The organism is Nostocoides sp. F2B08, assembly GCF_009184895.1.
Classification (GTDB): Bacteria; Actinomycetota; Actinomycetes; order Actinomycetales; family Dermatophilaceae; genus F2B08.
Window position 1 is genome coordinate 49,232 of the sequence record NZ_WESE01000006.1, and the last position, 25,266, is coordinate 74,497.

General features: G+C 71.6%; 22 protein-coding genes and 1 tRNA gene. 12 read left to right on the forward strand and 11 right to left on the reverse strand.

Annotation, left to right across the window (positions count from 1 at the left end; genetic code table 11):
• Positions 1 to 8 precede the first annotated feature (8 nt).
• From ppdK to GA707_RS13980, 3 genes are read right to left on the reverse strand one after another with little or no spacing between them, the layout of a single operon-like run.
• Positions 9 to 2,696: a pyruvate, phosphate dikinase gene (ppdK, locus tag GA707_RS13970; RefSeq protein WP_152179069.1), complete on the reverse strand. Its 2,688-nt coding sequence runs from the start codon at positions 2,694 to 2,696 to the stop codon at positions 9 to 11.
• A 53-nt stretch (positions 2,697 to 2,749) separates the two neighbouring features.
• Positions 2,750 to 3,391 (reverse strand): hypothetical protein, encoded by a 642-nt coding sequence (locus tag GA707_RS13975; protein ID WP_152179070.1) that lies wholly within the window; start codon positions 3,389 to 3,391, stop codon positions 2,750 to 2,752.
• Entirely contained in the window at positions 3,388 to 4,035 is a 648-nt protein-coding gene (locus tag GA707_RS13980; RefSeq protein ID WP_152179071.1) for an SIMPL domain-containing protein, read from the reverse strand. The genes GA707_RS13975 and GA707_RS13980 overlap by 4 nt, the downstream gene beginning before the upstream one ends.
• Here GA707_RS13980 and GA707_RS13985 point away from each other — a divergent pair.
• The 5 genes from GA707_RS13985 (at position 4,034) to GA707_RS14005 (ending at position 9,443) form a co-directional block, all read left to right on the forward strand.
• Positions 4,034 to 4,474 (forward strand): VanZ family protein, encoded by a 441-nt coding sequence (locus GA707_RS13985; protein ID WP_226963806.1) that lies wholly within the window; start codon positions 4,034 to 4,036, stop codon positions 4,472 to 4,474. The genes GA707_RS13980 and GA707_RS13985 overlap by 2 nt on opposite strands.
• A gap of 96 nt (positions 4,475 to 4,570) precedes the next feature.
• Complete coding sequence (locus GA707_RS13990) at positions 4,571 to 6,634, forward strand: DEAD/DEAH box helicase (protein ID WP_152179072.1); 2,064 nt, start codon at positions 4,571 to 4,573, stop codon at positions 6,632 to 6,634.
• A 40-nt stretch (positions 6,635 to 6,674) separates the two neighbouring features.
• A complete protein-coding gene (locus GA707_RS13995; protein WP_152179073.1) occupies positions 6,675 to 7,235 on the forward strand; it encodes a YqgE/AlgH family protein in 561 nt (186 codons plus the stop codon).
• Between the two features lie 71 nt (positions 7,236 to 7,306).
• Complete coding sequence (locus GA707_RS14000; protein ID WP_152179074.1) at positions 7,307 to 7,615, forward strand: DUF3039 domain-containing protein; 309 nt, start codon at positions 7,307 to 7,309, stop codon at positions 7,613 to 7,615.
• A 67-nt stretch (positions 7,616 to 7,682) separates the two neighbouring features.
• The gene (locus tag GA707_RS14005) at positions 7,683 to 9,443 is read left to right on the forward strand and encodes a DEAD/DEAH box helicase (RefSeq protein WP_152179075.1); all 1,761 of its coding nucleotides are present in this window, start codon (positions 7,683 to 7,685) and stop codon (positions 9,441 to 9,443) included.
• Between the two features lie 128 nt (positions 9,444 to 9,571).
• Here the strand turns inward: GA707_RS14005 and GA707_RS14010 are convergent, their stop codons facing one another.
• Both GA707_RS14010 and GA707_RS14015 read right to left on the reverse strand, forming a co-directional pair.
• A complete protein-coding gene (locus GA707_RS14010) occupies positions 9,572 to 10,723 on the reverse strand; it encodes a DUF2786 domain-containing protein (RefSeq protein ID WP_152179076.1) in 1,152 nt (383 codons plus the stop codon).
• Between the two features lie 124 nt (positions 10,724 to 10,847).
• Positions 10,848 to 11,345: an Lrp/AsnC family transcriptional regulator gene (locus tag GA707_RS14015; protein WP_152179211.1), complete on the reverse strand. Its 498-nt coding sequence runs from the start codon at positions 11,343 to 11,345 to the stop codon at positions 10,848 to 10,850.
• 92 nt (positions 11,346 to 11,437) lie between these two features.
• Here GA707_RS14015 and hppD point away from each other — a divergent pair, with 92 nt between their 5' ends.
• Together hppD and GA707_RS14025 are read left to right on the forward strand one after the other, a co-directional pair.
• The gene (hppD, locus tag GA707_RS14020) at positions 11,438 to 12,700 is read left to right on the forward strand and encodes a 4-hydroxyphenylpyruvate dioxygenase (RefSeq protein ID WP_152179077.1); all 1,263 of its coding nucleotides are present in this window, start codon (positions 11,438 to 11,440) and stop codon (positions 12,698 to 12,700) included.
• A 55-nt stretch (positions 12,701 to 12,755) separates the two neighbouring features.
• On the forward strand, positions 12,756 to 13,652 hold the full coding sequence (locus GA707_RS14025; protein WP_152179078.1) for an RDD family protein: 897 nt from the start codon (positions 12,756 to 12,758) through the stop codon (positions 13,650 to 13,652).
• A 3-nt stretch (positions 13,653 to 13,655) separates the two neighbouring features.
• Here the strand turns inward: GA707_RS14025 and fahA are convergent, their stop codons facing one another.
• A complete protein-coding gene (gene fahA / locus GA707_RS14030; protein ID WP_152179079.1) occupies positions 13,656 to 14,915 on the reverse strand; it encodes a fumarylacetoacetase in 1,260 nt (419 codons plus the stop codon).
• An 81-nt stretch (positions 14,916 to 14,996) separates the two neighbouring features.
• Here fahA and GA707_RS14035 point away from each other — a divergent pair, with 81 nt between their 5' ends.
• Genes GA707_RS14035 through GA707_RS14045 form a run of 3 tightly spaced genes read left to right on the forward strand, consistent with a single transcriptional unit; the run spans position 14,997 to position 17,253 of the window.
• Positions 14,997 to 16,262 (forward strand): homogentisate 1,2-dioxygenase, encoded by a 1,266-nt coding sequence (locus tag GA707_RS14035; protein ID WP_152179080.1) that lies wholly within the window; start codon positions 14,997 to 14,999, stop codon positions 16,260 to 16,262.
• Between the two features lie 15 nt (positions 16,263 to 16,277).
• Positions 16,278 to 16,568: an ATP-dependent Clp protease adapter ClpS gene (clpS, locus tag GA707_RS14040; protein WP_152179081.1), complete on the forward strand. Its 291-nt coding sequence runs from the start codon at positions 16,278 to 16,280 to the stop codon at positions 16,566 to 16,568.
• A gap of 1 nt (position 16,569) precedes the next feature.
• Positions 16,570 to 17,253, forward strand: coding sequence for a DUF2017 domain-containing protein (locus GA707_RS14045; RefSeq protein ID WP_152179082.1), 684 nt, complete (start codon positions 16,570 to 16,572; stop codon positions 17,251 to 17,253).
• A gap of 9 nt (positions 17,254 to 17,262) precedes the next feature.
• On the opposite strand, the gene GA707_RS14050 is transcribed toward GA707_RS14045, so the two are convergent.
• From GA707_RS14050 to GA707_RS14065, 4 genes are all read right to left on the reverse strand, one after another.
• Entirely contained in the window at positions 17,263 to 19,494 is a 2,232-nt protein-coding gene (locus GA707_RS14050; RefSeq protein ID WP_152179083.1) for a CHAT domain-containing protein, read from the reverse strand.
• A 306-nt stretch (positions 19,495 to 19,800) separates the two neighbouring features.
• On the reverse strand, positions 19,801 to 20,310 hold the full coding sequence (locus GA707_RS14055; protein WP_152179084.1) for a hypothetical protein: 510 nt from the start codon (positions 20,308 to 20,310) through the stop codon (positions 19,801 to 19,803).
• Positions 20,310 to 20,912 carry an RNA polymerase sigma factor gene (locus tag GA707_RS14060; RefSeq protein ID WP_152179085.1) on the reverse strand — a complete coding sequence of 201 codons (603 nt, stop codon included), beginning with the start codon at positions 20,910 to 20,912 and terminating at the stop codon, positions 20,310 to 20,312. The genes GA707_RS14055 and GA707_RS14060 overlap by 1 nt, the downstream gene beginning before the upstream one ends.
• Positions 20,909 to 22,570, reverse strand: a complete 1,662-nt coding sequence (locus tag GA707_RS14065) for a S8/S53 family peptidase (RefSeq protein ID WP_152179086.1) — start codon at positions 22,568 to 22,570, stop codon at positions 20,909 to 20,911. The genes GA707_RS14060 and GA707_RS14065 overlap by 4 nt, the downstream gene beginning before the upstream one ends.
• Positions 22,571 to 22,863: 293 nt before the next feature.
• Here GA707_RS14065 and GA707_RS14070 point away from each other — a divergent pair.
• A tRNA-Lys gene (locus GA707_RS14070) sits at positions 22,864 to 22,936 on the forward strand.
• Between the two features lie 55 nt (positions 22,937 to 22,991).
• On the opposite strand, the gene GA707_RS14075 is transcribed toward GA707_RS14070, so the two are convergent.
• Positions 22,992 to 23,693: a YitT family protein gene (locus GA707_RS14075; protein ID WP_152179087.1), complete on the reverse strand. Its 702-nt coding sequence runs from the start codon at positions 23,691 to 23,693 to the stop codon at positions 22,992 to 22,994.
• Positions 23,694 to 23,799: 106 nt separating this feature from the next.
• Here GA707_RS14075 and GA707_RS14080 point away from each other — a divergent pair, with 106 nt between their 5' ends.
• A complete protein-coding gene (locus GA707_RS14080) occupies positions 23,800 to 25,263 on the forward strand; it encodes a PLP-dependent aminotransferase family protein (RefSeq protein WP_226963807.1) in 1,464 nt (487 codons plus the stop codon).
• Positions 25,264 to 25,266: the final 3 nt, after the last annotated feature.

The window sequence follows — 25,266 nt, forward strand, 5'->3', positions numbered from 1 at the left end:
CCGGCAGCTCAGGCGGTCGCGTCCTCCCGCTCCAACCTCGCGCGGGCGGCCTCTAGGCGGGCGACGGGCACCCGGAACGGCGAGCAGGACACGTAGTCCAGGCCCCGCTCCTCGAAGAAGTGCACCGACTCGGGGTCGCCTCCGTGCTCCCCGCACACGCCGACCTTGAGGTTCGGCTTGGTGCGCCGGCCCTCGTCGGTGCCGATCCGCACGAGCCGGCCGACACCGTCGCGGTCGATGGTCTCGAACGGCGAGACCCCGAGGATGCCGGCGTCGAGGTACTGCGAGAAGAAGCTCGACTCGACGTCGTCGCGGGAGAACCCCCACGTCGTCTGGGTGAGGTCGTTGGTGCCGAAGGAGAAGAAGTCCGCGGCCTGGGCGATCTCGCCCGCGGTCAGGGCCGCGCGGGGCAGCTCGATCATGGTGCCGACGAGGTGGTCGAGGTGGACCGAGTGCTTGAGTCGTGCCTCGTGGGCCGCCTCGGCGATCTCCTCCTTGATGTTGCGGAGCTCCTCCACGGCGCCGACGAGCGGGACCATGATCTCGGGATGGGCCGACCCGCCCTGCTCGGTGATGATGGCGGCGGCCTCCAGGATCGCCTGGGCCTGCATCTCGAACAGGCCGGGGATGGCGATGCCGAGGCGGACGCCGCGCAGTCCGAGCATGGGGTTCTGCTCGTGGTGCTGCTGGACGGCGACGAGGAGCTGGGTGTCCTTGTCGATCTCGTGGCCGGTGGCCTTGGCCAGCGCGACCTTGACCGAGAGGTCGGTGAGGTCGGGCAGGAACTCGTGCAACGGCGGGTCGAGGAGCCGGATCGTCACGGGCAGACCCTCCATCGCCCGGAAGAGCTCGACGAAGTCCGCGCGCTGCAGGGGGAGCAGCTCCTCGAAGACCGCATGCCGGGCCTCGTCGGTCTCGGCGAGGATGAGGTGCTCGACGTGCTCGCGACGCTCACCGAGGAACATGTGCTCGGTCCGGCACAGCCCGATGCCCTCGGCTCCGAACCGCCGAGCACGCGCAGCGTCCTCTGCGGTGTCGGCGTTGGCCCGCACCCGCATCCGGCGGCGGGCGTCGGCGATCGTCATGATGCGGTGCACGGCCGAGACGAGGGGGTGGTCCTCGTCCGGCTCGATCTCGCCCTCGAAGTACTGCACGACGGGTGAGGCCGTGACCGGCACCTCCCCGGCGAAGATCTCGCCGGTGCTTCCGTCGATCGAGATGACGTCGCCCTCGAAGATCTTCGTGCCGTTGGGGGTCGTGAAGCACCTGGTCTTGGTGTCGACGTCGAGCGCCTCGGCGCCGCACACACAGGTGCGGCCCATCCCGCGGGCGACGACGGCAGCGTGGGAGGTCTTGCCGCCGCGGCTCGTGAGGATGCCGGTGGCCGCGACCATGCCGTGCAGGTCGTCGGGGTTTGTCTCGCGACGGATGAGGATGACCGCCTCGCCCGCCTCGGCGCGCCGCACGGCGGTCTCGGAGTCGAAGACGGCGCGACCGACCGCTGCTCCCGGTGACGCGCTCATCCCGGTGGCGAGCAGGGCGCGCTCGCCCGTGGTCTCGAAGTGCGGGAACATGAGCTGGGCAAGCTGGTCGCCGGTGACCCGCTGCAGTGCCTCCTCCTCGCTGATCGTCCCGTCGTCGAGCAGGTCGACGGCGATGCGGAACGCGGCCGCCGCCGTGCGCTTGCCGACGCGGGTCTGGAGCATCCAGAGCCGGCCGTCCTCGATCGTGAACTCGATGTCGCACATGTCGCGGTAGTGCTTCTCGAGGCGGTCCATGATGGCGAGCAGCTCGTCGTAGGACGTCTTGTCGAGCTCCTCGAGCTCGTGCAGGGAGAGGGTGTTGCGGATCCCTGCGACGACGTCCTCACCCTGGGCGTTGGGCAGGTAGTCGCCGTAGACGCCCTGCTGGCCGGTCGCCGGGTCGCGCGTGAAGGCGACACCCGAGCCCGACGTCGAGCCGCGGTTGCCGAAGGCCATCGCCTGGACGTTGACCGCGGTCCCGAGGTCCGTCGGTATGCGCTCGCGGCGGCGGTAGAGGACGGCCCGGTCGGCGTTCCACGAGCGGAAGACGGCGACGACCGCCTCGCGGAGCTGCTCGCGGGGGTCCTGGGGGAACGGGGCACCGGAGTCGGCCTCGATGATCGCCTGGAAACGCCGGGTGAGCTCGCGCAGGTCCCCGGCGTCGAGATCGACGTCGGCCGTGACCCCCCTGGCCTCCTTGATCCGGTCCATCGCGCCTTCGAAGTGCTCGCCGTCCAGTGCGAGCACGGTCTTGCCGAACATCTGCACCAGGCGCCGGTAGCTGTCCCACGCGAACCTCGGGTTGCCCGTCTGAAACGCCAGACCTTCGACCGAGTCGTCGTTGAGGCCGATGTTGAGGACGGTCTCCATCATCCCCGGCATCGAGAACTTCGCACCCGACCGGACCGAGACGAGGAGCGGGTCGACGGCGTCGCCGAGACTGCGACCCATCGCCTTCTCGAGGGCGGCCACATGGTCGTCGATCTCGGCCTCGAGGCTCTCCGGAACCGCTCCGTCGGCGAGGTAGGCGCGGCAGGCCTCGGTGGTGATCGTGAAGCCGGGTGGGACGGGGATGCCGAGGTTCGTCATCTCGGCGAGGTTGGCGCCCTTGCCGCCGAGGAGGTCCTTGTCCTCCATGCTGCCTTCGGTGAAGTCGTAGACGTAGCGGCTCATCGCCAGCCCTCCTCAGGGGTGCTGCAGGACTTTGGTACTACACATAGTAGTAGTCAGTGGACCTCCAAGCGCCAGGAGGTCCCCTCGCGCGCGAAGCCCAGTCGCTCGTAGTAGGGCGCGACCATGTCGGGAGGGGTGCGCACGCTGGTGAAGCCCCGATCCGTGAACAGACCGGACCTCCGGTAGACGAACTCACCCGGCGTGAAGTCCCGGTATTTCGGTGTCACGTAATCGAGTTCGATCTGCGCGACCCCGTCGCCGGCGTCGCGGACCACGACGACCCCGACGGTCTCGTCGCCCTGCAGTACGAGGTACGTGAACCGGTCCTCGCGGGCCCCGATCCGGCCCTCGGCCGAGGCGACCTCGCCGAAGAAGTGCGGGAAGAAGTGTCCGATCTCACCCTCATGGGTCCGGACGAAATGCTCGAGGTAGGCGTCGCCCTCGTCGACCTCGACGACCGCGTAGGCGTCCTCGTCGTGGCGCTCCCGCAGCAGCTTCGTGATGAAGAAGATGTTGATCCCGGCCAGCACGATGTTCATCGCCACCATCGGCCAGACCTCGATGACCGCGTTGAAGAAGACGAGGACGAGGCAGGCGACGAGGTTGAGGATCCGCAGCCGCAGCACCCTCGCCTGGAGCAGCGAGAAGATGAGCAGTGCCGAGCCGGCCCAGCCGACGGCGTCGATCCAGCTCACGGGGTGGCGACCTCGGGTCCGTGCCAGGCCCAGCGCACGCTGACCTGGGCCGTGACCGTGCTCTCGCCCGGCGCGACGGACAGGCTGGTCGCCATCGCATCGGCGCGCGCAGCGAACGGCCGGGGCTCTGGTCCACTGACGTGGTCGCCGATCCAGACCACCTCAGCGAGCGTGCGGCCGGCGAACCGCGCATACTCCTCCGCTCTGGCCCGGGCGTCCTCGAAGGCGCGCTCGCGCGCAGTCGCGAGCAGCGGCGTCGGGTCCGCGATGGCCAGGGCGATGCCGTCGATGAGCAGAGCGTCACCGGCTGCCTCGACGGCACGGTCGAGGATGACGCTGACCCGGTCGAGGTCGCGGATCCCGACCCGCAGGGTGTGGAAGCCGGTGAGCCGGCTCGTCACCTGGCCCCGGTCGTCGTACCTGTGGTGGATGCCGCTCGACGTGGTGGTGACGTCGCGTTCTGCGACTCCCGAGTCCGCGAGAACTGCGCGGACGGCGGAGACGACCGCGTCGACCTCGCGCAGGGTGGCCGAGACGCTCTCTCCCTCGCGGGTGACGCGAAGCTCCAGGTTGACCATGTCCGGGACGGCACCGGCGCTGCCGGTGCCCGTGACGTCGACGCATGAGGGCAGGATGTTCGTCATGGATACGAACTATGCCGCACGGGGGAGCGGTGGGGAACGGACCGACGGCAGCCTCTTGCCGCGCCGTCCGCTCGTGTTCCTACGGGGCGGGTTCATCGCCGCAGTGCTCGCCCAGCTCTGGGTTCTGTACCTCTATGTGCCGAGCGGCTCAGCCGCTCTGCCTGTGCCGCACGCGGACAAGGTCGTCCACGCCCTGGTGTTTGCACTGCCCGCCGTTCTCGGGGTGCTCGCGGGCCTGCGGCCGTGGCTCGTCGGTGTGATCCTGGCCGTGCACGCACCGGTGAGCGAGGTCGTCCAGCACCTGTGGATCCCCGGTCGCACGGGTGACCCGTGGGACGTCGTCGCCGACGTCGTCGGTGTGTTCATCGGTCTCGCCATCGGAGCGGTGATGCTCAGTCGTCACAGCGTGATCCGGAGGGCTCCGGCGGCGGTAGACTGATTGGTCCGCCTCATCATTCGGCCCGCGTGAGTTCCCGTGCGATGCGACTGACGCGCGGATGCACCTACCCCCGATGTTGATGTGATTGGACCACCCATGGCTCGCCCGCCGAAGAAGAGCGCCGGCAAGAAGACCGATACCGCCGGCGCCCCGAAGAAGGCACGCTGGACCCCGGCCCAGAAGGCGGCCGCCAAGAAGCTCAAGGCCGCCGGCGGCCCCAAGAAGCCGCACCGCAAGGGCGGGTCGACCGCTGCGGCGTCGACCCGGGACGAGCGCAGGGAGCCGCGCGAGTACCAGAAGCGGGAGGACCGGCCGTACCGCGCCCGCGACGAGCGTCCCCGCGGCGAGCGCAGCGACTACCGCAGCCGGGACGACAGGGGTGGCGACCGGAGGGAGTACCGGTCTCGGGACGACCGTGGTGACTACCGCCAGCGGGACGACAGGCGTGACTACCGGTCCCGGGATGACCGCACTGAGTACCGGCGTCGCGATGACCGGGATGACTACCGCCGGCGTGATGACCGCCGTGACGACCGGGGCGGCTACCGTCGCGATGACCGCGGTGACTACCGCCGGCGTGATGACCGCCGTGACGACCGGGGCGGCTACCGTCGCGATGACCGCGGTGACTACCGCCGGCGTGATGACCGCCGTGACGACCGGGGCGGCCGGGACGACCGGCGTGACTATCGCGGAAGGGATGACCGGCGCCCGGACACCCGCGGCCGCGAGGACGCGCCGCCTACCTGGGAGGAGGCCGAGGCCGAGCGCGCGGAGGCCGATACCTATGTGCGGTACTCCGGAGCGCGAGCCAGCGGGCCGGCGAAGGTCACGGACGACAACGGGTTCGCCGCCATGGGTCTGCCCATGGTGCTCGTCGAGCGGCTGGCCCGGGACGGGATCACCGAGCCCTTCGCGATCCAGGCGACGACGATTCCCGACGCTCTTGCAGGTCGGGACGTCCTCGGGCGCGCCCAGACCGGGTCGGGCAAGACCCTCGGGTTCGGGCTACCGCTGCTCACCCGCCTGATGGGCAGCAAGTCCAAGCCCAGGCGCCCTCGAGCCATCGTCCTGGTGCCCACCCGCGAGCTTGCGATGCAGGTCAACGACGCCCTCGAGCCTCTGGCCGTCGCGAGCGGGCTGCGATGTCGGCTCGTCGCCGGCGGGTTGTCCTACACCGGCCAGATCTCCGCACTCGACCGCGGCGTCGACGTCCTCATCGCCACCCCGGGCCGGCTCAAGGACCTCCGCGAACGGGAGGCGGTCGACTTCGGTGACGTGGAGGTCACGGTCCTCGACGAGGCCGACCACATGGCCGACATGGGCTTCATGGTCGATGTCTCGACCATCCTCGACGAGATTCCGAACGACGGTCAGCGCCTGCTGTTCAGCGCCACCCTCGACAACGGTGTCGACCAGGTCGTCGACCGCTACCTCACCGACCCCGTCGAGCACGGCGTCGACGACGTGGGTGCCTCGGTCGAGACGATGAGCCACTTCGTCTTCCTCGTGGGTCCCCAGGACAAGAAGACGGTCACCGCCGAGCTCGCGAACCGCACGACGCGCACCATCGTCTTCGTGCGGACCAAGCTCGGCGCGGACCGGGTCGCCGGCGAGCTCCAGGACCGCGGCATCCGCGCCGCCGCTCTCCACGGCGGGCTGACCCAGTCCGTCCGCAACCGGGTGCTCGGTGCCTTCCGGGAGGGGCGACTGCCCGTCCTCGTCGCGACCGACGTCGCGGCCCGCGGCATCCATGTCGACGACGTCTCCCTCGTGCTTCAGGTCGACCCGCCCGCGGACCACAAGGACTACCTGCACCGGTCGGGACGGACCGCCCGGGCCGGCGAGCTCGGAACCGTCGTGACGCTGGCGCTGCCGCACCAGCGCCGCACCATGGAACGCATGATCGCCTCCGCCGGCCTCGACATCTCACCAGTGTCCGTGCGGCCCGGTGACCCGCTCATCGACGCCGCGGGAGGCAGCACCCCGCCCGGCGTCTCCGTCGCCGAGGAGGTGGCCGCGATCCTGGCTCCGAAGCATCGGGGACACCGCCGCGGCCATCCGGCCCGCACTCCCGGCGGTGGCGGCCGGCCGAGGTTCGGCAAGGGCGGACGCTCCGGCGAGCGCCGGCCCCGACAGGACCGGCGCGGCGACCGCTAGACCGTGCTGGGCCCGCGGCCGCGTTTGCCATGATGGAGGTATGGCGGACGAGAGGCTCACCGGGCGGTTGCTCGTCGCGACTCCGCAGATCGAGGAGGGCATCTTCGCGCGCAGTGTCGTCCTCGTCCTCGACCACTCGGAGGCGGGCGCCCAGGGCGTCGTCCTCAACCGCCCCCTCGAGGCCGACGTCGACGCCGTCCTGCCCGGTTGGCAGGAGCTCGCGACCGCGCCACCGCGGGTCTTCCACGGCGGACCGGTGCAGACGGACTCCGCTCTCGGACTGGTCGCCGTTCCGGGGGAGGGCGAGGCGCCGATGGCGATCCGCCGGCTCTTCGGCGGCATCGGCGTGCTCGACCTCGATGCCCCGCCGCCCCTCGTGGCCTCGGAGGTCACCGGATTGCGGATCTTCGCCGGCTACGCCGGCTGGACCGGCGGTCAGCTCGACGGTGAGGTCAGGACCGGAAGCTGGTACGTCGTCGACGCCGAGGCGAGGGACGCCTTCACCGACGATCCGGACGGACTCTGGGTACGCGTCCTGCGTCGTCAGCGCGACGAGCTCGCCTTCGTCTCGACCTATCCCGTCGACCCCACGATGAACTGACGCCGACTGGGTCGGTCGCGCCGCATCAGCGGACCCGCCACGCACAGCCGACCACCGCATACAGTTGGGTGATGCAGGCATCCCAGACCCCGCTGGAGCAGCCCCAGGCGCCGACGAGCGAGCCGGCGACCTCGACCTCGGTCCTCGAGCGTGAGGAGACCCGCGCGCACGAGGACCTCTGGGAGCCGGGCGATCACGAGCGGTTCGCGCACTACGTGCGCAAGGAGAAGATCGTCGAGAGTGCCGTGACCGGCGAGCCGGTCGTCGCCCTCTGCGGCAAGGTCTGGGTGCCGGGCCGCAACCCCGACCGGTTCCCCGTCTGCCCGGTGTGCAAGGAGATCTACGACGGTCTGCGGGCGCCGCAGGACGGCGGCGACTGACCCGGATTCCGGCCGGCGCGTGTCGATGCTCTGAGTCGCGCGGCCATCGGTTACGGTGGCCGCTCCCATGTCTACATCGGCCGCCTCCCACCTCCCTCCCGCCTTTCCCGAGAGGGCCGCGTGGGGAACCGCGGACAAGCTGCGCGCGTGGCAGGCGGCTGCGCTCGACGGCTACCTGCGCTCCGAGTCCCGTGACTATCTCGCGGTCGCGACGCCGGGTGCAGGCAAGACGACCTTCGCCCTCCGCGTGGCCGCCGAGCTCATGGGCCGCGGCGTCGTCGACGCCGTCACCGTCGTCGCGCCGACCGAGCACCTGAAGACCCAGTGGGCCGATGCCGCCGGTCGCGTGGGCATCCACCTCGACCCGCGTTTCTCGAACTCGGTCGCCGCCACGGCGAGCGACTACGACGGCGTCGCGCTCACCTACGCGCAGGTCGCCAGCCGCCCCGACCTGCACCGGCACCGCACCGAGCGCTCCCGGACGCTGGTCATCCTCGACGAGATCCACCACGGCGGGGACACCAAGTCCTGGGGCGATGCGATCCGCTCCGCGTTCGAGCCGGCCGTGCGCCGACTCGCGCTCACCGGCACGCCGTTCCGCTCGGACACCAGCCCGATCCCGTTCGTCCGCTACGAGATGGACGCTGAGGGCATCCTCCGCTCGGCGTCGGACTACACCTACGGCTACGCCGCGGCGCTCGCCGACGGGGTGGTCCGGCCGGTGCTGTTCCTCGCCTACGGCGGGTCGATGCGGTGGCGGACCAAGGCCGGCGACGAGGTTGCCGCCCGCCTCGGCGAGCCGATGACCAAGGACCAGACCGCGCAGGCCTGGCGGACCGCGCTGGACCCGAAGGGTGAGTGGGTCCCGGCCGTCCTCGCGGCGGCCGACACCCGGCTGAGCGAGGTCCGCCGGCACGTTCCCGACGCCGGTGGGCTCGTCATCGCCTCGAACCAGACCCAGGCCCGGGCGTACGCGTCGATCCTCAAGCGGATCACGGGTGAGCCGCCGACGGTGGTGCTCTCGGACGATGCCGGCGCCTCCGAGCGGATCGAGCAGTATGCGCAGGGAACCGCCCGCTGGATGGTCGCCGTGCGCATGGTCTCCGAGGGCGTGGACGTGCCCCGGCTCTGTGTCGGCGTGTATGCGACGTCGACGTCGACCCCGCTGTTCTTCGCCCAGGCGGTCGGCCGGTTCGTCCGGGCCCGCCGGCGGGGGGAGACGGCGTCGGTCTTCCTGCCGAGCGTGCCGGTGATCCTCGCCCACGCGGGGGCGATGGAAGCCGAGCGAGACCATGCGCTGGACCGCCCACAGGACGCCGACGACGTCGCGTCGATGTGGGCGCAGGAGGAGTCCCTCCTCGACGAGGCCGCGCGCAGCGAGCGGGTGAGCGACGCGCTCGAGCAACGGTTCGAGGCGCTCGAGTCCGACGCCCACTTCGACCACGTCCTCTTCGACGCGCGCCAGTTCGGGCTGCACGCCGCCGTCGGTTCGGAGGAGGAGCAGGACTACCTCGGGCTGCCGGGACTGCTCGAGCCGGACCAGGTGGAGGCGCTGCTCACCGAGCGGCAGAGCAAGCAGTCCAAGGGGCGTCCTGCGGCCACGCCCCCGGCTGACGCACCGGTCGCGGCGCACCGCGCGCTGCGGGCCCAGCGCAAGGAGCTCAACAGCCTGGTCGCCGCCTATGCGCGCAAGACCGGGTCGACCCACGCCACGATCCACCTCGACCTGCGCCGGGCCAGCGGTGGACCCGAGGTGCCCTCGGCGAGCTCGGAGCAGGTGCAGCACCGGATCGACACGATCCGGCGCTGGTTCGTCGGCCGCCGCTGATCGGACGGACCTACGGGCAGCGGCCGGACTTCTCGCCGCAGCGCCGACCTCCGGTCATCTGCCGCAGCAACTTCCGCGCCGCATGGTCCTAGGTGCGGCTACTGACCGTATCTGCGGCCGGTGAGCCCTCAGGCGCTGTCGAGGCCCGGGTGAGCGCCGAGACTCGCGCGGTCACCTGCGGCGCGACCCGAGATCCAGCCATCGACGTCCAGCCGAGCCCGCGACCGCATCGTCGACAGGTGGGGGAAGCGCTCGCCGACCGCGTCGTCGACCTCGCGCTCCCGGTCGGCCAGCACCCGGACGATATCGGTCCCCGCGCCGGCGGAGCGGGCCGGCGAGGGCGACAGCCGGTCCGCATCGGCGGCCGCGGCCCGGGTCTGCTCCGCTGTGGCGTCGGCGAGTCGCTCGGCGATGCGAACGGCGAAGCCGGAGAGGAAGGAGCGGCGGAAGACCCGGGCGTCTCCGGCGGACCCGGTCGATCTGTGCGTGAGCATGGCGGTGCTCGCCTGGACGAGCAGTGACGCGAAGAGCAGCTCGACCGCCCGCAGCTCGGACTCGTGGCCGATGACGGTGCCGAAGCCGAAGTGCTCGTGCCAGACGGCGCGGCACCGGTTCGCCCGGGCGACGGCCGAGAGCAGGCCGAACTTGTCCTTGGCGTAGGGAGCGGCGATGGGGATGCGGGTGGCCCTCGGACCGCCGGACCGACGCGCGTCGGCACTCGCGTCGAGGAGGGCCCGGTCGATGCTGTGTCGCGCCATGAGCGAGTGCGCGGCTGCGGTGAACGCCTCGGCCTCGGCCTCGTACGGTGTCGACTCCGCCTTGGCGAGCATCATCCGCACCCGGGTCAGGAGCCGCTCGTCGGCGTCGACCGGGGACCTGCCCGGGACCGCCTGCCCTGGCAGCGGGTCGAGTCGTTCGATCTCGGGAAGCCGCCCGAGGGCGACCTCCAAGATCCCCGTCGCCGCGTCGATCGCCGCCGCCCCGCCCGAGGTCCGTGCTGCACGGGCGCGCAGATGGTCGGTCTCCGGCGACCACCACACCGAGGCGGAGATCTGCTCCAGGTGGTCGTGCCATCCCGCGGTGACCGTCGCTGGGGCATACCGGGCCAGGTTGGCCGCCATCGCGTCCCCGAGCACCTTGGCCGTGAGGGCGTCCCAGTGCCTGGCGACATAGCCGTGCAGATCGGCCGGACGCCATCCCCGCTGCCAGGCCGTATCCACCAGCCCGACCAGTCGGTCGCACCGTGCCCTCGTGCCCTGTTCCCCGCCCGTGCCGTGCATCGCCCTCGTCCTCCTCGTTCCCGTTCGTCGTCCTCGCTCCGCGAGGCGACAACTGTGGCAGGTCCGAGCGACGACGCCCGTTCCTCGTCCACAACGCCCCCGAGACGCGCGCGAGCGAGCCGGCTCAGTCGTGTTCCGCGGTCGCGGCGACGAGGGGCGCGGTGCGGTACGGGATGCGCTCGGCGAGGGCGATGAGGGTGTTGGCCCGGGTGACGTGCCGGTCGTCGAGGATGGCGTCGAGGACGCGCTGCAGGTCCGCGTTGTCCCGCGCGACGATCCTCAGCACGAGGTCGCCGGAACCGGTGACCGTGTGGGCCTCGAGCACCTCGGGGATGGCGGTGAGGTGCTCGACGACCGGCCCGTGCCCCTGACCCTGCCGGATCTCGACGGTGCAGAACGCTGTCACCGGGTATCCCAGGCCGGCCGGGTCGACGGTCGGCGCGAACGAGCGGATGACGCCCGATCGGGTGAGCCGGTCCAGGCGCGCCTGAACGGTTCCGCGGGCCACCCCGAGACGGCGGGAGGCGCCGAGCACCCCGATGTGCGGGTGCTCCGAGAGCAGGAGGAGCAGTCGCCGGTCCAGGTCGTCGATTCGGTATGCGGTGGTCACCGTGTGCAGCATAGCGGTGACCAGCGCATACAGAATGGACAATCTGACCAGCCGCAGTCGCCGCTCTTGCTCAGCCCCGCACCTGCTGGGCACAGTGGAGGACTATGACTGCGACGACGCCCACGACCCGCACCGCCCGCCAGAACGCCGCGGAGGTGGCCCGCCACCTCACCGCGACCGAGCAGGAGGCCGGCCTGACCGCCGAGGAGCTGGCCCAGCTCGTCGGCCTCGTCGAGCACGACGAGAGCCGCGACCCGTTCCCGGTCACCGGCTGGGACGCCGTCGTCTTCGTCGTCGGCAACGCCACCCAGGCGGCGCACTACTACCAGAGCGTCTGGGGTATGGAGCTCATCGCCTACACCGGTCCCGAGCACGGCGTGCGCGACCACAAGGCCTTCGTGCTGAAGTCCGGCTCGATCATGTTCGTCGTCAAGGGTGCGGTGACCCCCGACAGCCCGCTCGTCACGCACCACGCGGCCCACGGTGACGGCGTCGTCGACATCGCGCTCGAGGTGCCCGACGTCGACGCGTGCATCGAGCAGGCCCGCCGGGCCGGCGCGACGGTCGTGCAGGAGGCGCAGACGGTGACCGACGAGCACGGCGCCGTCCGCATGGCAGCCATCGCGACCTATGGCGAGACCCGCCACAGCCTGGTCCAGCGCGAGGTCGACGGGGTCCGCTACGCCGGGCCCTACCTCCCCGGATACGTCGCCGCGACCTCGACCTACGTCAAGCGCGACGGCGCCCCCAAGCGTCTGTTCCAGGCGCTCGACCACGTCGTCGGCAACGTCGAGCTCGGAAAGATGGACGAGTGGGTCGTGTTCTACAACCGGGTCATGGGCTTCGTCAACATGGCCGAGTTCATCGGCGACGACATCGCCACCGACTACTCCGCGCTGATGAGCAAGGTCGTCGCCAACGGCAACCACCGGGTCAAGTTCCCGCTCAACGAGCCCGCCGTGGCCCAGCGCAAGAGCCAGATCGACGAGTACCTCGAGTTCTACGGCGGCCCGGGCGCCCAGCACCTCGCGCTCGCGACGAACGACATCCTCCGCACCGTCGACGAGCTCCGCACGGAGGGCGTCGAGTTCCTCGACACCCCGGACGCCTACTACGACGACCCGGAGCTGCGGGCCCGCATCGGCGAGGTGCGCGTGCCGATCGAGGAGCTGAAGAAGCGGCGCATCCTCGTCGACCGCGACGAGGACGGCTACCTGCTGCAGATCTTCACCAAGCCGCTCGGCGACCGGCCCACGGTCTTCTTCGAGATCATCGAGCGGCACGGCTCGCTCGGCTTCGGCAAGGGCAACTTCAAGGCGCTCTTCGAGTCGATCGAGCGCGAGCAGGACAAGCGCGGCAACCTCTGACCGGCGTCCTTCGAGCGGTGCGGGGCCGCGCCCCGCAGCGTGAGAGGCTTGGGGTATGAGTGAGGACCGCCCCGCGACGCCTGCGCGCCCGGACCGAGCGGGCTGGTTCGACGACCCGGACGAGCCCGAGCAGCTGCGCTACTTCGACGGGATCCTCTGGACGAAGCACACGACGCCGCGGCAGACGACGTGGAGCCGTCCCGAACCGGTCGTGACCGAACCCGAGACGGCGCCGGCGGCGCGCGGCGCGGTCGCGCCGGGGACCGCGTCCCCCGTCCCGCAGCAGAACCCGTACGCTCCCGCCCAGCCGCCCACCGCATACCCGCCGGCGCAGCCCGGAACCTACGGGTACCCGCAGCACGCCCGCCCGGGCCCTGCCACGGAGGACGGCGCGCCGCTCGCGAGCCTGGTCGTGCGGTTCGCGGCGTGGCTGCTGGACTCGCTCATCACCTGGACCATCGGCCTGGTCCTCGGTGGCTGGATGCTGTGGCGCGGCCTCGGCAACTATCCCCAGGTGGTGTCCGACGCGCTGCAGGCCGGCACCACCGACGCCACGGCGCTCGCGAACCAGATCGAGTTCGACCTGGTCTGGATCGGGGCCTTCGCGGTGCTCCAGATGGTGATCGGAGTGCTCTACCAGACGCTCTTCCTCAGCCGCACGAGTGCGACGCCCGGCAAGACCGTCGCGGGCATCAGCGTCCGCCTCGTCGAGCGACCAGGGGTCCTCAGCCCCGCGGACGCGCTGCGCCGCTCGGTCCTACGGCCGGTGCTCTGGCTGTTCACCTACACCCCCGTTCTCAGCCTCTTCGCGATGCCGCTCAGCGTTCTCGACGCCGCGTTCGCGCTCTGGGACCCGCGCCGACAGACGTTGCACGACAAGATCGGCCGCACGGTCGTCGTCCAGGGCCGCCAGGAGCGGGTGCCCCACCAGGAGCGGGCCGCGCAGCAGTAGCCGCTAGGGGGTGCGGGCCGGGCGGACCGTTCCGCTGCACTCGCCGAGCCCGATCCGGGTCCCGTGCGGCCCCGGGGCGCTCGCACGCAGGACGACGGTGTCACCGTCCTCGAGGAAGGTCCGCTCCGATCCGTCGCCGAGCCGGACCGGCTCCTGACCGCTCCACGAGAGCTCGAGGAAGCAGCCGCGGGTCTCCTTGGCCGGCCCCGAGACAGTCCCCGAACCGAACAGGTCGCCCGGCCGGACGGTGGCCCCGTTGACGGTCAGGTGGGTGAGCATCTGGGCCGGCGACCAGTACATGTCGCGGTATGCGGGGCGCGAGACGACCGTGCCGTTCCACTCGACCTCGTAGTCGATGTCGAGGCCGTATGCGGTGCTCGCCCCGTCCTCGGTCGGAGCGCCGCGCAGGTAGTCCAGTGGGGCAGGGTCCTGCCCGGGCAGGGGCACCCTGGCCGCTCGCAGCGCGTCCATCGTCACGACCCACGGTGAGATCGACGTCGCGAAGGACTTGCCGAGGAACGGGCCGAGGGGGACGTACTCCCAGGCCTGGATGTCCCGTGCGGACCAGTCGTTGAGGATCACGACGCCGAAGAGGTGCTCGTCGGCCCGGTCGAGCGGGACCGGCTCGCCGAGGTCGGTCGAGCCGCCGACGACGAAGCCGAGCTCGGCCTCGATGTCGAGCCGCTGGGAGGCCCCGAACGTCGGAGCGTCCGCTGTGGGCGGCTTGCGCTGCCCGCACGGACGGACGATGTCGGTGCCGGAGAGGACGACCGTGCCGGAGCGGCCGTGGTAGCCGATCGGCAGGTGCTTCCAGTTCGGGGTGAGCGGCTCGGAGTCGGGCCGGAAGATGCGGCCGACGTTGCTCGCATGGTGCTCGCTCGCGTAGAAGTCGACGTAGTCCGCGACGGCGATCGGCAGGTGCATCGTGACGTCGGAGAGGGGGAGCAGGTGCGGCTCGACCGCGTCGCGGTAGGAGTCGTTGACGAGGATCTCCGTGACCCACTCGCGCGCCGAACGCCACGCGTGCGCCCCGAGTGCGAGGAACGGGTTGAGCGTCTCCGCCCGCCACACCAGGGCCGACTCCATGCCGGCGTCCTCGGCGCAGGGCGCGAGGTCGAGGACCCGGTCGCCGACCCGCACCCCGACCCTTGGCGCGGTGCCCTCGGTCGAGAAGACGCCGTAGGGCAGGTTGTCGATGCCGAACGGGTCGTCGGCCGCGAGGTCGAGCCAGGTCGGGGGTGTCGAGGAGGGGGTGGGCTGCATGGCCGCCAGTCTAGGGAGCGCGTCGCGGCGGGGCACGGCTGAGCAGGGTCGATGGAGCGCTGGTCGATAGAGTGCTGTGGCATGGCGCACTACCAGGCGATGGGCAGCATCCCGCCCAAGCGACACACCCAGCACCGGGTGCCCCAGGAGGGCCGCAGGCCTCGACAGGGCGACCTGTACTACGAGGAGCTGATGGGGGAGGAGGGCTTCTCGTCCGACTCCTCGTTGCTCTACCACCGCTACATCCCGTCCACGGTGAGCGGGGCGCGGGAGTGGGTCGTCGGCGACCTCGCGACGAGCCCGAACCAGCCGCTCGTGCCGCGGCACCTGAAGCTGCACGACCTGTTCGCCGAGCAGGACATCCGCACGACGGACGCGGTGACGGGTCGGCGCCTCGTCCTCGGCAACGGCGACGTCCGCATCCTCTATGTCGTGCCGGGGCAGGACTCCCCGTGGTACCGCAACGCGATCGGCGACGAGTGCGTCTACGTCGAGCGCGGCTCGGGGCGGGTCGAGACGGTGTTCGGGTCGCTCGAGGTGGGCGAGGGTGACTACGTCGTCATCCCGCGGGCGACCACCCACCGCTGGCTCCCCAAGCGGTCCCGGAGCAACCCGCTGCGGCTCTATGTCGTCGAGGCCAACAGCCACATCGCGCCGCCCAAGCGCTACCTCTCGCGCTACGGGCAGTTCCTCGAGCACAGCCCGTACTGCGAGCGCGACCTGCGCCTGCCGGTCGGTCCCCTCCTCGCCGAGGACATCGGCGCCGAGCCCGAGGAGCCGACGAACGTCTACCTCAAGCACCGCGGCACCGGTCCGGGCGGGGTGGCCGGCACGATCCACACCCTGCCCTTCCACCCGCTCGACGTCGTCGGCTGGGACGGCTGCCTCTACCCCTATGTCTTCAACATCTCCGACTACGAGCCGATCACCGGCCGGATCCACCAGCCCCCGCCGGCGCACCAGGTCTTCGAGGGCTGGAACTTCGTCATCTGCAACTTCGTCCCGCGCAAGGTCGACTACCACCCGCTGGCCATCCCGGTGCCGTACTACCACTCCAACGTCGACAGCGACGAGGTCATGTTCTACGTCGACGGGGACTACGAGGCCCGCAAGGGTTCGGGCATCGGCCGCGGCTCGATCTCGCTGCACCCGGGTGGTCACCCGCACGGTCCGCAGCCGGGGGCGATGGAGGCCTCGCTCGGCGTCGAGCGCTTCGACGAGCTCGCGGTGATGGTCGACACCTTCCGCCCGCTCGAGCTCGGCGAGGCCGGTCGGGCGGCCGACGACGGCGTCTACGCGAGCTCGTGGTCACGGGGCTGGGGCAGCGCGGACGAGTCGGACGACTGAACCTATGCTGGCCGGGTGACCGCGAGCCCTGCCCTCGACGAGATCGTCGAGGCCGACGAGGACGTCGTCCCGGACCTGCCGTGGGTGACGATCGTCTGGAACGACCCGGTCAACCTCATGACCTATGTGACCTTCGTGTTCCAGAGCTACTTCGGCTACTCGCGCGCCAAGGCCGAGAAGCTGATGATGGACGTCCACGTCGAGGGGCGGGCCGTCGTCTCGCACGGCAGCCGTGAGGAGATGGAGCGCGACGCCGAGGCCCTCCAGGGGTACGGCCTGTGGGCGACGTTCCAGAAGGACGACTGACATGGCGAGAGGGTTCAAGGTCCGGCACGTCGGTGCGGGGAGGAACAAGGAGCCGCGGTATGCGGCGCGCATGGACGCCGACGAGCGCGCCATCGTCGCGGGGCTGATGCTCCAGGTGGCCGAGCTCATCGAGGTGCCCGAGGCGCCGAGCGCGGAGGCGCCGGGGGACGCGTTCGAGGACATCGTCGCCCGGCTCGGTATGAGCGTCGGTCCGGCGGCCCCCGGACCGGACGCCGAGGAGGGCTCGCGGGCCGAACGGCCCGGTCATGTGGCCGAGAGCGAGGACCCCGCGGTGCGGAGACTGTTCCCGATCGCGAACCGCACCGATCCCGAGGCGGCCGCCGAGTTCGCGCGGCTGAGCGAGTCGGGGCTCAGGCAGCGCAAGCGGGACAACCTCCTCCGTGCCGCCGCCGTGCTCGACGTGACCGACACCATCGAGCTGACGCCGGCGGACGCCCAGGCGGTGCTCGTCGCACTGACCGACGTCCGAGTCGTCATCGGCGAGCGGATGGGGCTGCGCACCGACGAGGACGCCGCCTCCCTCGACCTCGTGGCCGCCGAGCTCGACGAGGACGACCCCCGGCTGCACTTCGTCCTCGTCTACGACTTCCTCACCTGGCTCCAGGAGTCACTCGCGGTGGCGCTGCTGCGGTCGGTGCCGGAGAAGGGCACCCGCAGCGAGTAGTCCGTCCCCTCAGGTCTGGAACGTGACGTCGCTGCCGAACGCGACGAGCGGCTCGGCCCCGGGGGTTTCGGAGACGGCCGCGGCGAGCGCAGCAGCGGCGTCCTGTCCCCGGGCGAGGCGCTCGTGGTAGGCCACCGATGCCGCGGCGGAGGCCTCGTCGGCGATGGGTGCGACGGCCGCGACGACGCAGCGCACCCCGAAGGCGAGCAGCGCGGCGGTCATCCCGAGGGCCTCGCCCCCGACCCGCACCTGTGCGCGCCCGACGTCGCACGCGGACAGGACGACATGCTGGGCGCGGACGTCGTGGACGAGCTCGTGGGCGAACAGCGGGCCGTCGCACAGCCGCAGCGAGGAGAACAGCGGGTCGTCACCGGAGTGATGACCATGCGCCGCCACGTGGACGACGTCGTCCGAGGCCAGCGAGTGTGCGACGTCGCCGGTCGAGGAGCCCTCGGGCGGGGCCGCCGCACCGACCCCGCGCTCACCCCACAGGCACGCGATCCGGGACACCTCGTCCCGGGCTCCGCTCAGTCCGGGACCGAGGTGGGCGCCCAGGCGCTCGACAGCGACGGGGGTCTCGGCGCGGTGGCGGTCCCACCGGGTGGCCGAGGGGGTGACGGTGACGGGTCGCTGTCCCACCTGTGGCAGGGAGTTCCAGGCCACGGCGTGCAGGGTCTGGTTCGGCGCGATGACGAGCCGGTCGTGGTCGGCCACCTCGGGCAGGGCGCCGAGGAGGACCTCGCCGAGGCGGGCCGCGGACTCGGCCCGAGCCCGGCGCAGCATGGCCTGCAACGCGGGCTGGTGCTGGGCGAAGGCGGACCCGCGCAGGTCGCGCCGCGCGTTCCCGGCGAGCGTCGCCACGTCGTCGCGTGACCCGATCCGGCGCAGGACCTGCACGTCCGCGCCGTCGGTGACCGCCGCATACACCTCACCTGCCGTCTCGGCGAAGACGAGGTATGCGGTGCCCGCCGGGAGCCGTTCGGCCAGCGTGTCGTGGGAGAGGGTGTCGGTGGCCGGCGTCGCGCCCCGGGCCAGGCCGGTGCGCCAGGCGCGGCGGGCGATCTCGCGCTGCAGCCGCGCCGTCCGCCGGTCACGCTCCGCGGGCTCGGTCTCCTGGAGGCCGACCGGGGAGGAGAGCCACCGCAGCTCCTCGATCAGTGCGGTAGTGCGTGGGTCGGTCGAGATCGTCAGCTCGCGGGCCCGGGCCGACGCCGCCCGCCACCGCTCGATCGTGTCGATGAAGGCAGCGGCCGAGCCCGAGCCGATCGATCGCCGGAGGTCGAGCTGGGCGAGGCGCACCGCGTGCTGGGCGAGCGCGGCGCGCAGCTCCAGGCTCTGCACGGCGCTCTGTGCGGTGGTCAGGCTCTCGCTCCCCGCGCGGGCCGCCGCTGCGAAGCCGGCGTCGTCGCCGGTCTCGTGGGCCACGAGCGCGCGCAGGTAGTGCTCGTGGATCCGCACCGGCATCCGCAGCGTCGCCGGCCGTCTGAGCCGGGCCAGCTGCCGGCGCGCCCGGTCCGGATGGCCCCGCAGCACCTCGGCCTCGACGCCGACGAGCGTGGCCTCGACCTCCTCGGCACTGCGCGGATCGGGTGTCCGCCACCGTGCGGCGGCCGCGAGGGCCCGGTCGGCCGACCGTCCCTCGGTGAGATCGAGGCCGGCGAGGAAGAGCTCGGCGAGCGCCTGACGCGACTCGGCCTGGCGTGTCGCGAATGCCTCGACGGCCTCGCTCGCCCTGCTGCGCGCGTGGTCGGGGTCCTGGCGCAGGACCGCACATCGGGCGAGGTCGAGGAGGATGTCGCCGACGTCGAGGAGGTGGTCGGACTCGCGCGCGTCGTCGAGGGCGGCGCACAGCAGCTCTTCGGCCTCCTCGACCAGGCCGGCGTCCATGAGCGCCTCCGCGTGGTCGAGCTTGGCGCGGTCGCGGGAGACCTCGACGTCCATCGCGTCGGCCTCCTCCATGAGGGTCAGCGCGCGGGGCAGGTCGCCGGAGACGAAGTACGCACAGCCGAGGTTGTGGGTCGCCTTGAACACGTGGGCGTCGAGGTCGGCGGCCGCCGCGATCTCACGCGCCCGCTCGAGGTGGCTCTTGGCATCGTCGAGCCGGCGCAGGGACAGGTCGGCCAGCCCGAGGGTGATGAGCGTGGACGCCTGCTCCACCGGGCCGAGGTGCTCGAAGAGCTCCACCGCCTCGAGGAGCTCTTCACGGGCCGCCGCCCAGTTGCCGGACCGGGCGTCGATCACACCTTGCTGGATGTGGGTGAGGGCGACGAGGTCGCCGGCCCCGGCCGCCCCGGCCAGGGAGCGGGCGCGCCGGAGGAGCTCGGCGGCCGCCGCATACCCCTCGAGCTCGAGGGTGGTCAGCGCTCCGGTGACGTCGACCCGGACCCGGAGCCGTTGGACGGGCTCAGCCCCGTCGAGGCGCGCAAGGGTCTGACGAGCCTGCTCGAGTGTGTCCGCAGCCGCACGGAAGTCACCGAGGTCGTTGAGGCGTCGTCCCTCGGCCCAGAGCTGCTCGGCCTGTGCGAGCCCGTCGATGTGTCCCGCCCTTCACAGCTCGATCGTCGGGGTGATCACCGGCCGTGCGGCCGGGTCGTCGGTGCGTCGGAACACGAAGTGTACGAGACCGCGCTCGATCGCGCCGAAGCCGAACCGGCCGGTCGCGTCCACGGGTGAGGTGTGCGAGCCCTCGCGCTCGCGGAGCTCGACCTCGACGGCGGTCTCCGAGACCCACCCGTTGACCCGGACCCGCCCGTCGTCGGCGTTCTCGAGGTCGATCATGGCGCTCAGGGACCCGCTCGTGAAGGTCACGGTGCTCGCGCGCTCGTAGGTCGACCGGGCGCCGACCGAACGCACTCCCTCGAGGACGCTCTCCTCGACGATGCGCGCGACCTCCGCCTCGAGGGAGGCGACCGTCATGGCGAAACGGATACTGTCGGTGAGGTCGGTCGGGGGAGGGTCGGCGGCGTCCCACATCCGGCGCAGGTCCGCGAGGATTCGCTCATCTGTGTCGTCGATCGCGGCCGTGGCCAGGCGGTCGATGTCGTCTGGTGTGCTCATCAGCGGACTCCGGTCTCGTAGGCGGGATCGCCCAGCAGGGCGGCACGAAGGGTCGCCAGGCAGCGACCCCGGGTCGGCCCGATGCTGCCGACCGGCATGCCGAGGGCCTCGGCGATGGCGGCGTAGTCGGGACGGTCGGCGAAGGCGATGACACGCAGCAGGTGACGGCATCGCTCTGACAGTTCTGCGACGTGCTGCCACAGGACGGCCTGCTCGGATGCCTCGATGACGGCATCGGAGACGGGCTCGGTCGCGGTTTCGGAGAGGTCGTCGAGCTGCTCGAGGTCGGGATGGTTGTCGACGTTGCGGCCGGCTCGGCTCGAGCGCCACGCCTCACGACGGGCGGTGGTCATGAGCCACTTGACGACGGACTGAGGATCGTGGATCTCGCCGGCGTGCTCGACGAGGCGCAGCCAGGTCTGCTGCACCACGTCCTCGGCGGTCTCGCGAGGCAGGCCCTGCCCCCGCGCGACGTGCCAGAGCAGCGGCGTCAGCTCGTCGACGAGATGCGACATCAGGCTGGTGTCCCCGTCGACGTAGGCCGCGAAGGCTCGCGCGGCGCGGACCGTCAGGGGCACGGTCTCCTCACCGGCGGCACTCATGGCTTGTCCTCGGGTCGGGGCGGGCAGAGCGTGTCGACGAGCCTGCGGGCGGTCGCACACCGGTCCTCCGCGGTCCGGACGGAGGGGTTCGACTCGGCCAGGAGCCGTGCCAGCTCGCCCGCCAACATCGGTGCCGAGAACGACGTGCCGTTCCACAGGCCGAACCCGCCGGCGAAGTCGTCGAGGTCGGTGGTGCCCCGGTCCGGGTAGCGCGGGCCGTCGGCCTCCTGAGCGGCCTGCAGGGAGCCGTTGAACGTGACGGGCATGGTGCTCACGACGCCGACGCCCGGGCGGTAGGCCCGGACCCAGTCTCCGGTGTTGGAGAAGTGGGACACCGTCGGGTTGCCCGGGTTGGCCGAGCCGACGCTGACGACCGGCGCGCCGTCGGGGTCGTTCGCCGTGGCGGCGGGCCAGAACTTGACGTCCGAACCGCCGTTTCCGGCGCTGGCGATGACGGTGACGCCTTCGGTGGCGAGCTCATGGATCACGGCCATCAGCGCGACCTCGTTCGTCACCGCGTCGGGGTCCTCGTGGTAGTACCCGAGGGAGAGGTTCACGACGTCGATGACCTGTTCGCTGTCGTGGTCCGGTTCGCGTCCCTCGGCCAGGGCCCGCAACCCGCCTCGGTGGCGCTCGAGCAGGTCGGTCAGGGCCTCGATGAGGACCGACTCGTCGGCCGACCCGTCGCCGTACATGACGGGAATCGACAGGATGTGGGCTTTCGGGCACGCCGCCCTGACGATGCCGGCGATGAAGGTGCCGTGGCCGGCCATGGGGTCGAGGCCGCGGTTGACCGGGTCGAGCGTGATGCCATCGCGCTCGGGGTCCTCATCCTGGCCGTATGAGACACCGATCGGTGGGTTGAGGTTCTCTCCGCGGGTCGCGTTGATGAGGTCCCCCTCGACGACCTTCTGCGGGTCGTTCGGGTCCTCGACCAACTCGACGAACCAGGGGTGCGTGCCGAGGCCGGTGTCGAGGATGGCCACCGTCGGACCGGAATTCGTCCCGGGCGGCGTGGGGAGGTGCTCGTGACCGGGCCAGAAGACGGGGATACGACCTGCGGGTGCTCCTGGGGCGGACCCACCGACGCCTGAGACGTAGCCGACCCCGGAGACGTAGCCGACGCCGGAGACGTAGCCGACGCCTGAGACGTAGCCGACGCCGGAGACGTAGCCGACCCCCTGGATCGGGCTGGCAGCCATGAGGACGTGGTCGAGATGGAGTCGGTGCGCGATCTCGAGACCGTCCTCCCGGGCGCGCTCGAGGACCTCCCAGGCGTCAGGGTCCTTCACCCTGCCTTCGCCTCGCGTGATGGACACGCGGCGCTGAGCGCGACGAGTGCGTCGCGCGTCGGCGTCGTCGCTCCCGGTGTCCTTCCGACGCCTGCCCCGCCCCCGGAGGGGCGTGTCGGTGAGAGTGACCCCGAGCTCGTCCTGAAGTCGATCGAGCTCTCTGCGCTCCGAGGCGCGTTCGGACTCCTCGACCGCCGGAGGCCCGAGGATCAGCCGGTCGGCGACATAGACCGTCGAGGCCCACGGGTCGTCCGGGTGCAGCACCTTGATCCGGCGGCGCCGCCCGGCGGTCTCGGGCACCGAGAAGGTGGGTGGGACGTGGCTGCGGCGTCCGGTCGAACCTCGGGTCTGTGGCGTCTCGCTCACGAAGCACCTCTCGCGGTCGGGGGCCCCTGCCGAGCCCGGTTTCGATCGTAGTGCCGAGCGGGTCGCCCGGGGAATGCCTGGCGGGTCTGTCGCCCGAGGGACGGCGCACCCCCTCCGAGGTGATGTGCTCCGTCCCTCGTGGCGAGGGCCCGCCGCCCGGGCACGGGGTCGGTGGGCCGTGCGCGAGGGGCGGGTCATGGATAAGGAGCACGGGGGCCGGCTCCTGATACATCCCCGGAGCGCCTTTTTCGTTTTGGGGGTTGGACGGCAGGAGTGCTAACGTCTCTCGTCGCGCGCCATTAGCTCAATTGGCAGAGCAGCTGACTCTTAATCAGCGGGTTCGGGGTTCGAGTCCCTGATGGCGCACTTCGATCCAGAGCCCTCGGCATCGGCCGGGGGCTTCGTGCTGTCGGCGGGCCCGTCACCGCCGGGCCGGTTCACCCGAGGGGTCGAGCCGGACGGTGAACACCGGCAGCATCGCCTGGGTCAGTGGGCCGATCAGGACCGCGTATGCGATGGTCGCCAGTCCCAGGACGCCACCGAGGAGCCACCCTGCCGTGACGACGGCGACCTCGATCGAGGTGCGCACCAACCGGATCGACCGTCCTGTGCGTCGGGCCAGCCCGGTCATGAGACCGTCGCGCGGCCCCGGGCCGAGCTGGGCGCCGATGTACATCGCGGTGGCGACGGCGTTGAGGACCAGTCCGCTGAGAACGAGGGCGAGCCTGGCAGCCAGACCGGACGGCTCGTCGATCCATGCCAGGACCGGGTCGACGACGAGACCGATGAGGACCGCGTTGAGCAGGGTGCCCAGACCCGGAGGCTGTCGCAATGGGATCCACATGAGGAGGACGACGAGCGACGCCAGGATGACGATCTGACCGAAGCTCAGGGGGATGTGCCGCGCCGCTCCCTGGTGCAGGACGTCCCACGGCATGACGCCGAAGGCGCCGCGCACGAGCAGCGCCATCGAGGTCCCGTAGAGGACGAGGCCGAGGACCAGCTGGGGGAGTCGACGACCGAGCCGTCCGGCGCGCAGCTGGGCGAGCGGGCCGATGGCGAGCAGCTGGGGCCGGCTGGGGCGGGGTGGGCACTGCGCGGAGGCGAGAGGTGCATCGGACATACCAGCGAGCGTGCCCGGACAGGTGGCGGGTGGTAAAGGTCCACTTCGTCGCAAGTGGCCCCTGACTGGCCTTTTGCAATCAGTCCACTTCAGGGAGAATCGACGTGTGAGACGCATTCAACGCTTCGGTGCCCACCGCCTCGCCACACTCGTCGAGCCGATGATCGGCCGGGGGGATGGGCCGGTCTACGACCGCCTGGCCCACGCCCTGCGCCAGGCCCTCGTCGACGGCCGCCTGCCGTCGGGGACGCGCCTGCCCTCCGAGCGGGAGCTCACCGACCGCCTGGGCCTGAGTCGGACGACGGTGACCCGTGCATACGGTCAGCTGCGTGACCAGGGATACGTGATGACCCGGCGGGGGTCGGGCAGCGTCATCGTGCTCCCGCAGGTGCCGGGCGGTCGGGTCGACCACCTCCTCACACCGTCCGCTCTGGAGGGGGACTCGCTGGACCTGACGTGCACGGCTCAGCCGGCTCCGACCGGAACCGGCGAAGCATTCAGGAGGGCGGTCGAGGAGCTGCCCCGGTATCTCCCGGGCACCGGCTACTACCCGAGCGGGCTGGCCATCCTGCGCGAGCGGATCGCCGAGGCGTATGCGTCGCGGGGCCTGCCCACCGACCCGGACCAGATCATCGTCACCCCCGGCGCCCTGGGCGGACTCAGCGTCTCGCTCGGGGCCGTCGTCGGCCGGGGCGACGGCGTCCTCGTCGAGTCGCCGACCTACGCCAACGCCATCGCCGCCATCGAGGGAGCCGGCGGGCGGCTGCTCGCGCACCCGATCGACCACCTGACCTCCGACTGGGACGTCCCCGGCCTGGGCGGGGTGCTCGCCGGCCACCGGGTGCGCGCCGCATACCTGATCCCCGACTTCCACAACCCCACCGGCGCGCTCATGTCGAGCGGCCAGCGGGGCGAGGTGGCCGCGGTCCTCCGGTCGCGGGGCGTCACGCCGATCGTCGACGAGTCCCTGGTGGACCTCGCCATCGACGACGACGTGCTGCCCATGCCGGCGCCCTTCGCCCGCTCGGCGCCCTCGGCCGTCACGGTCGGCAGCGCCAGCAAGCTGCTCTGGGGCGGGCTGCGGATCGGCTGGGTGCGGGCTCCCCGGGCGCTCGTCGCGCAGGTCGCGACCAGCCGGCTGCGCCAGGACCTCGGGGCTCCGGTGCTCGAGCAGCTGGCCACCGCATACCTGCTCGAACGGCGCGACGAGATCGTCGCCGAGCGGCGGGCGCAGCTGCGCAGCTCGCGGGACGCGTTGCTGGCCGGCCTCGCCACGCACCTGCCGACGTGGCGCGTGCGGGCCCCGGCCGGCGGTATGGCGCTGTGGTGCGCACTCCCCGAGCAGGGGTCGACGGCTCTGGTCGTCGCGGCCAGGCGCTACGGGATCGCCCTCGCGGCCGGGCCCAACTTCGCACCGCGCGGCGGACTGGACGGGTGGGTCCGGCTGCCGTACTCGCTGCCCGCCGGCCAGATCGAGCTCGTGCCCGAGCGGCTCGCGCAGGCCTGGGACGACGTGACCTCCGGACGGGTCCGAGCGGAGGCGGCCACGGATCGGCGGATCATCGCTTAGTCG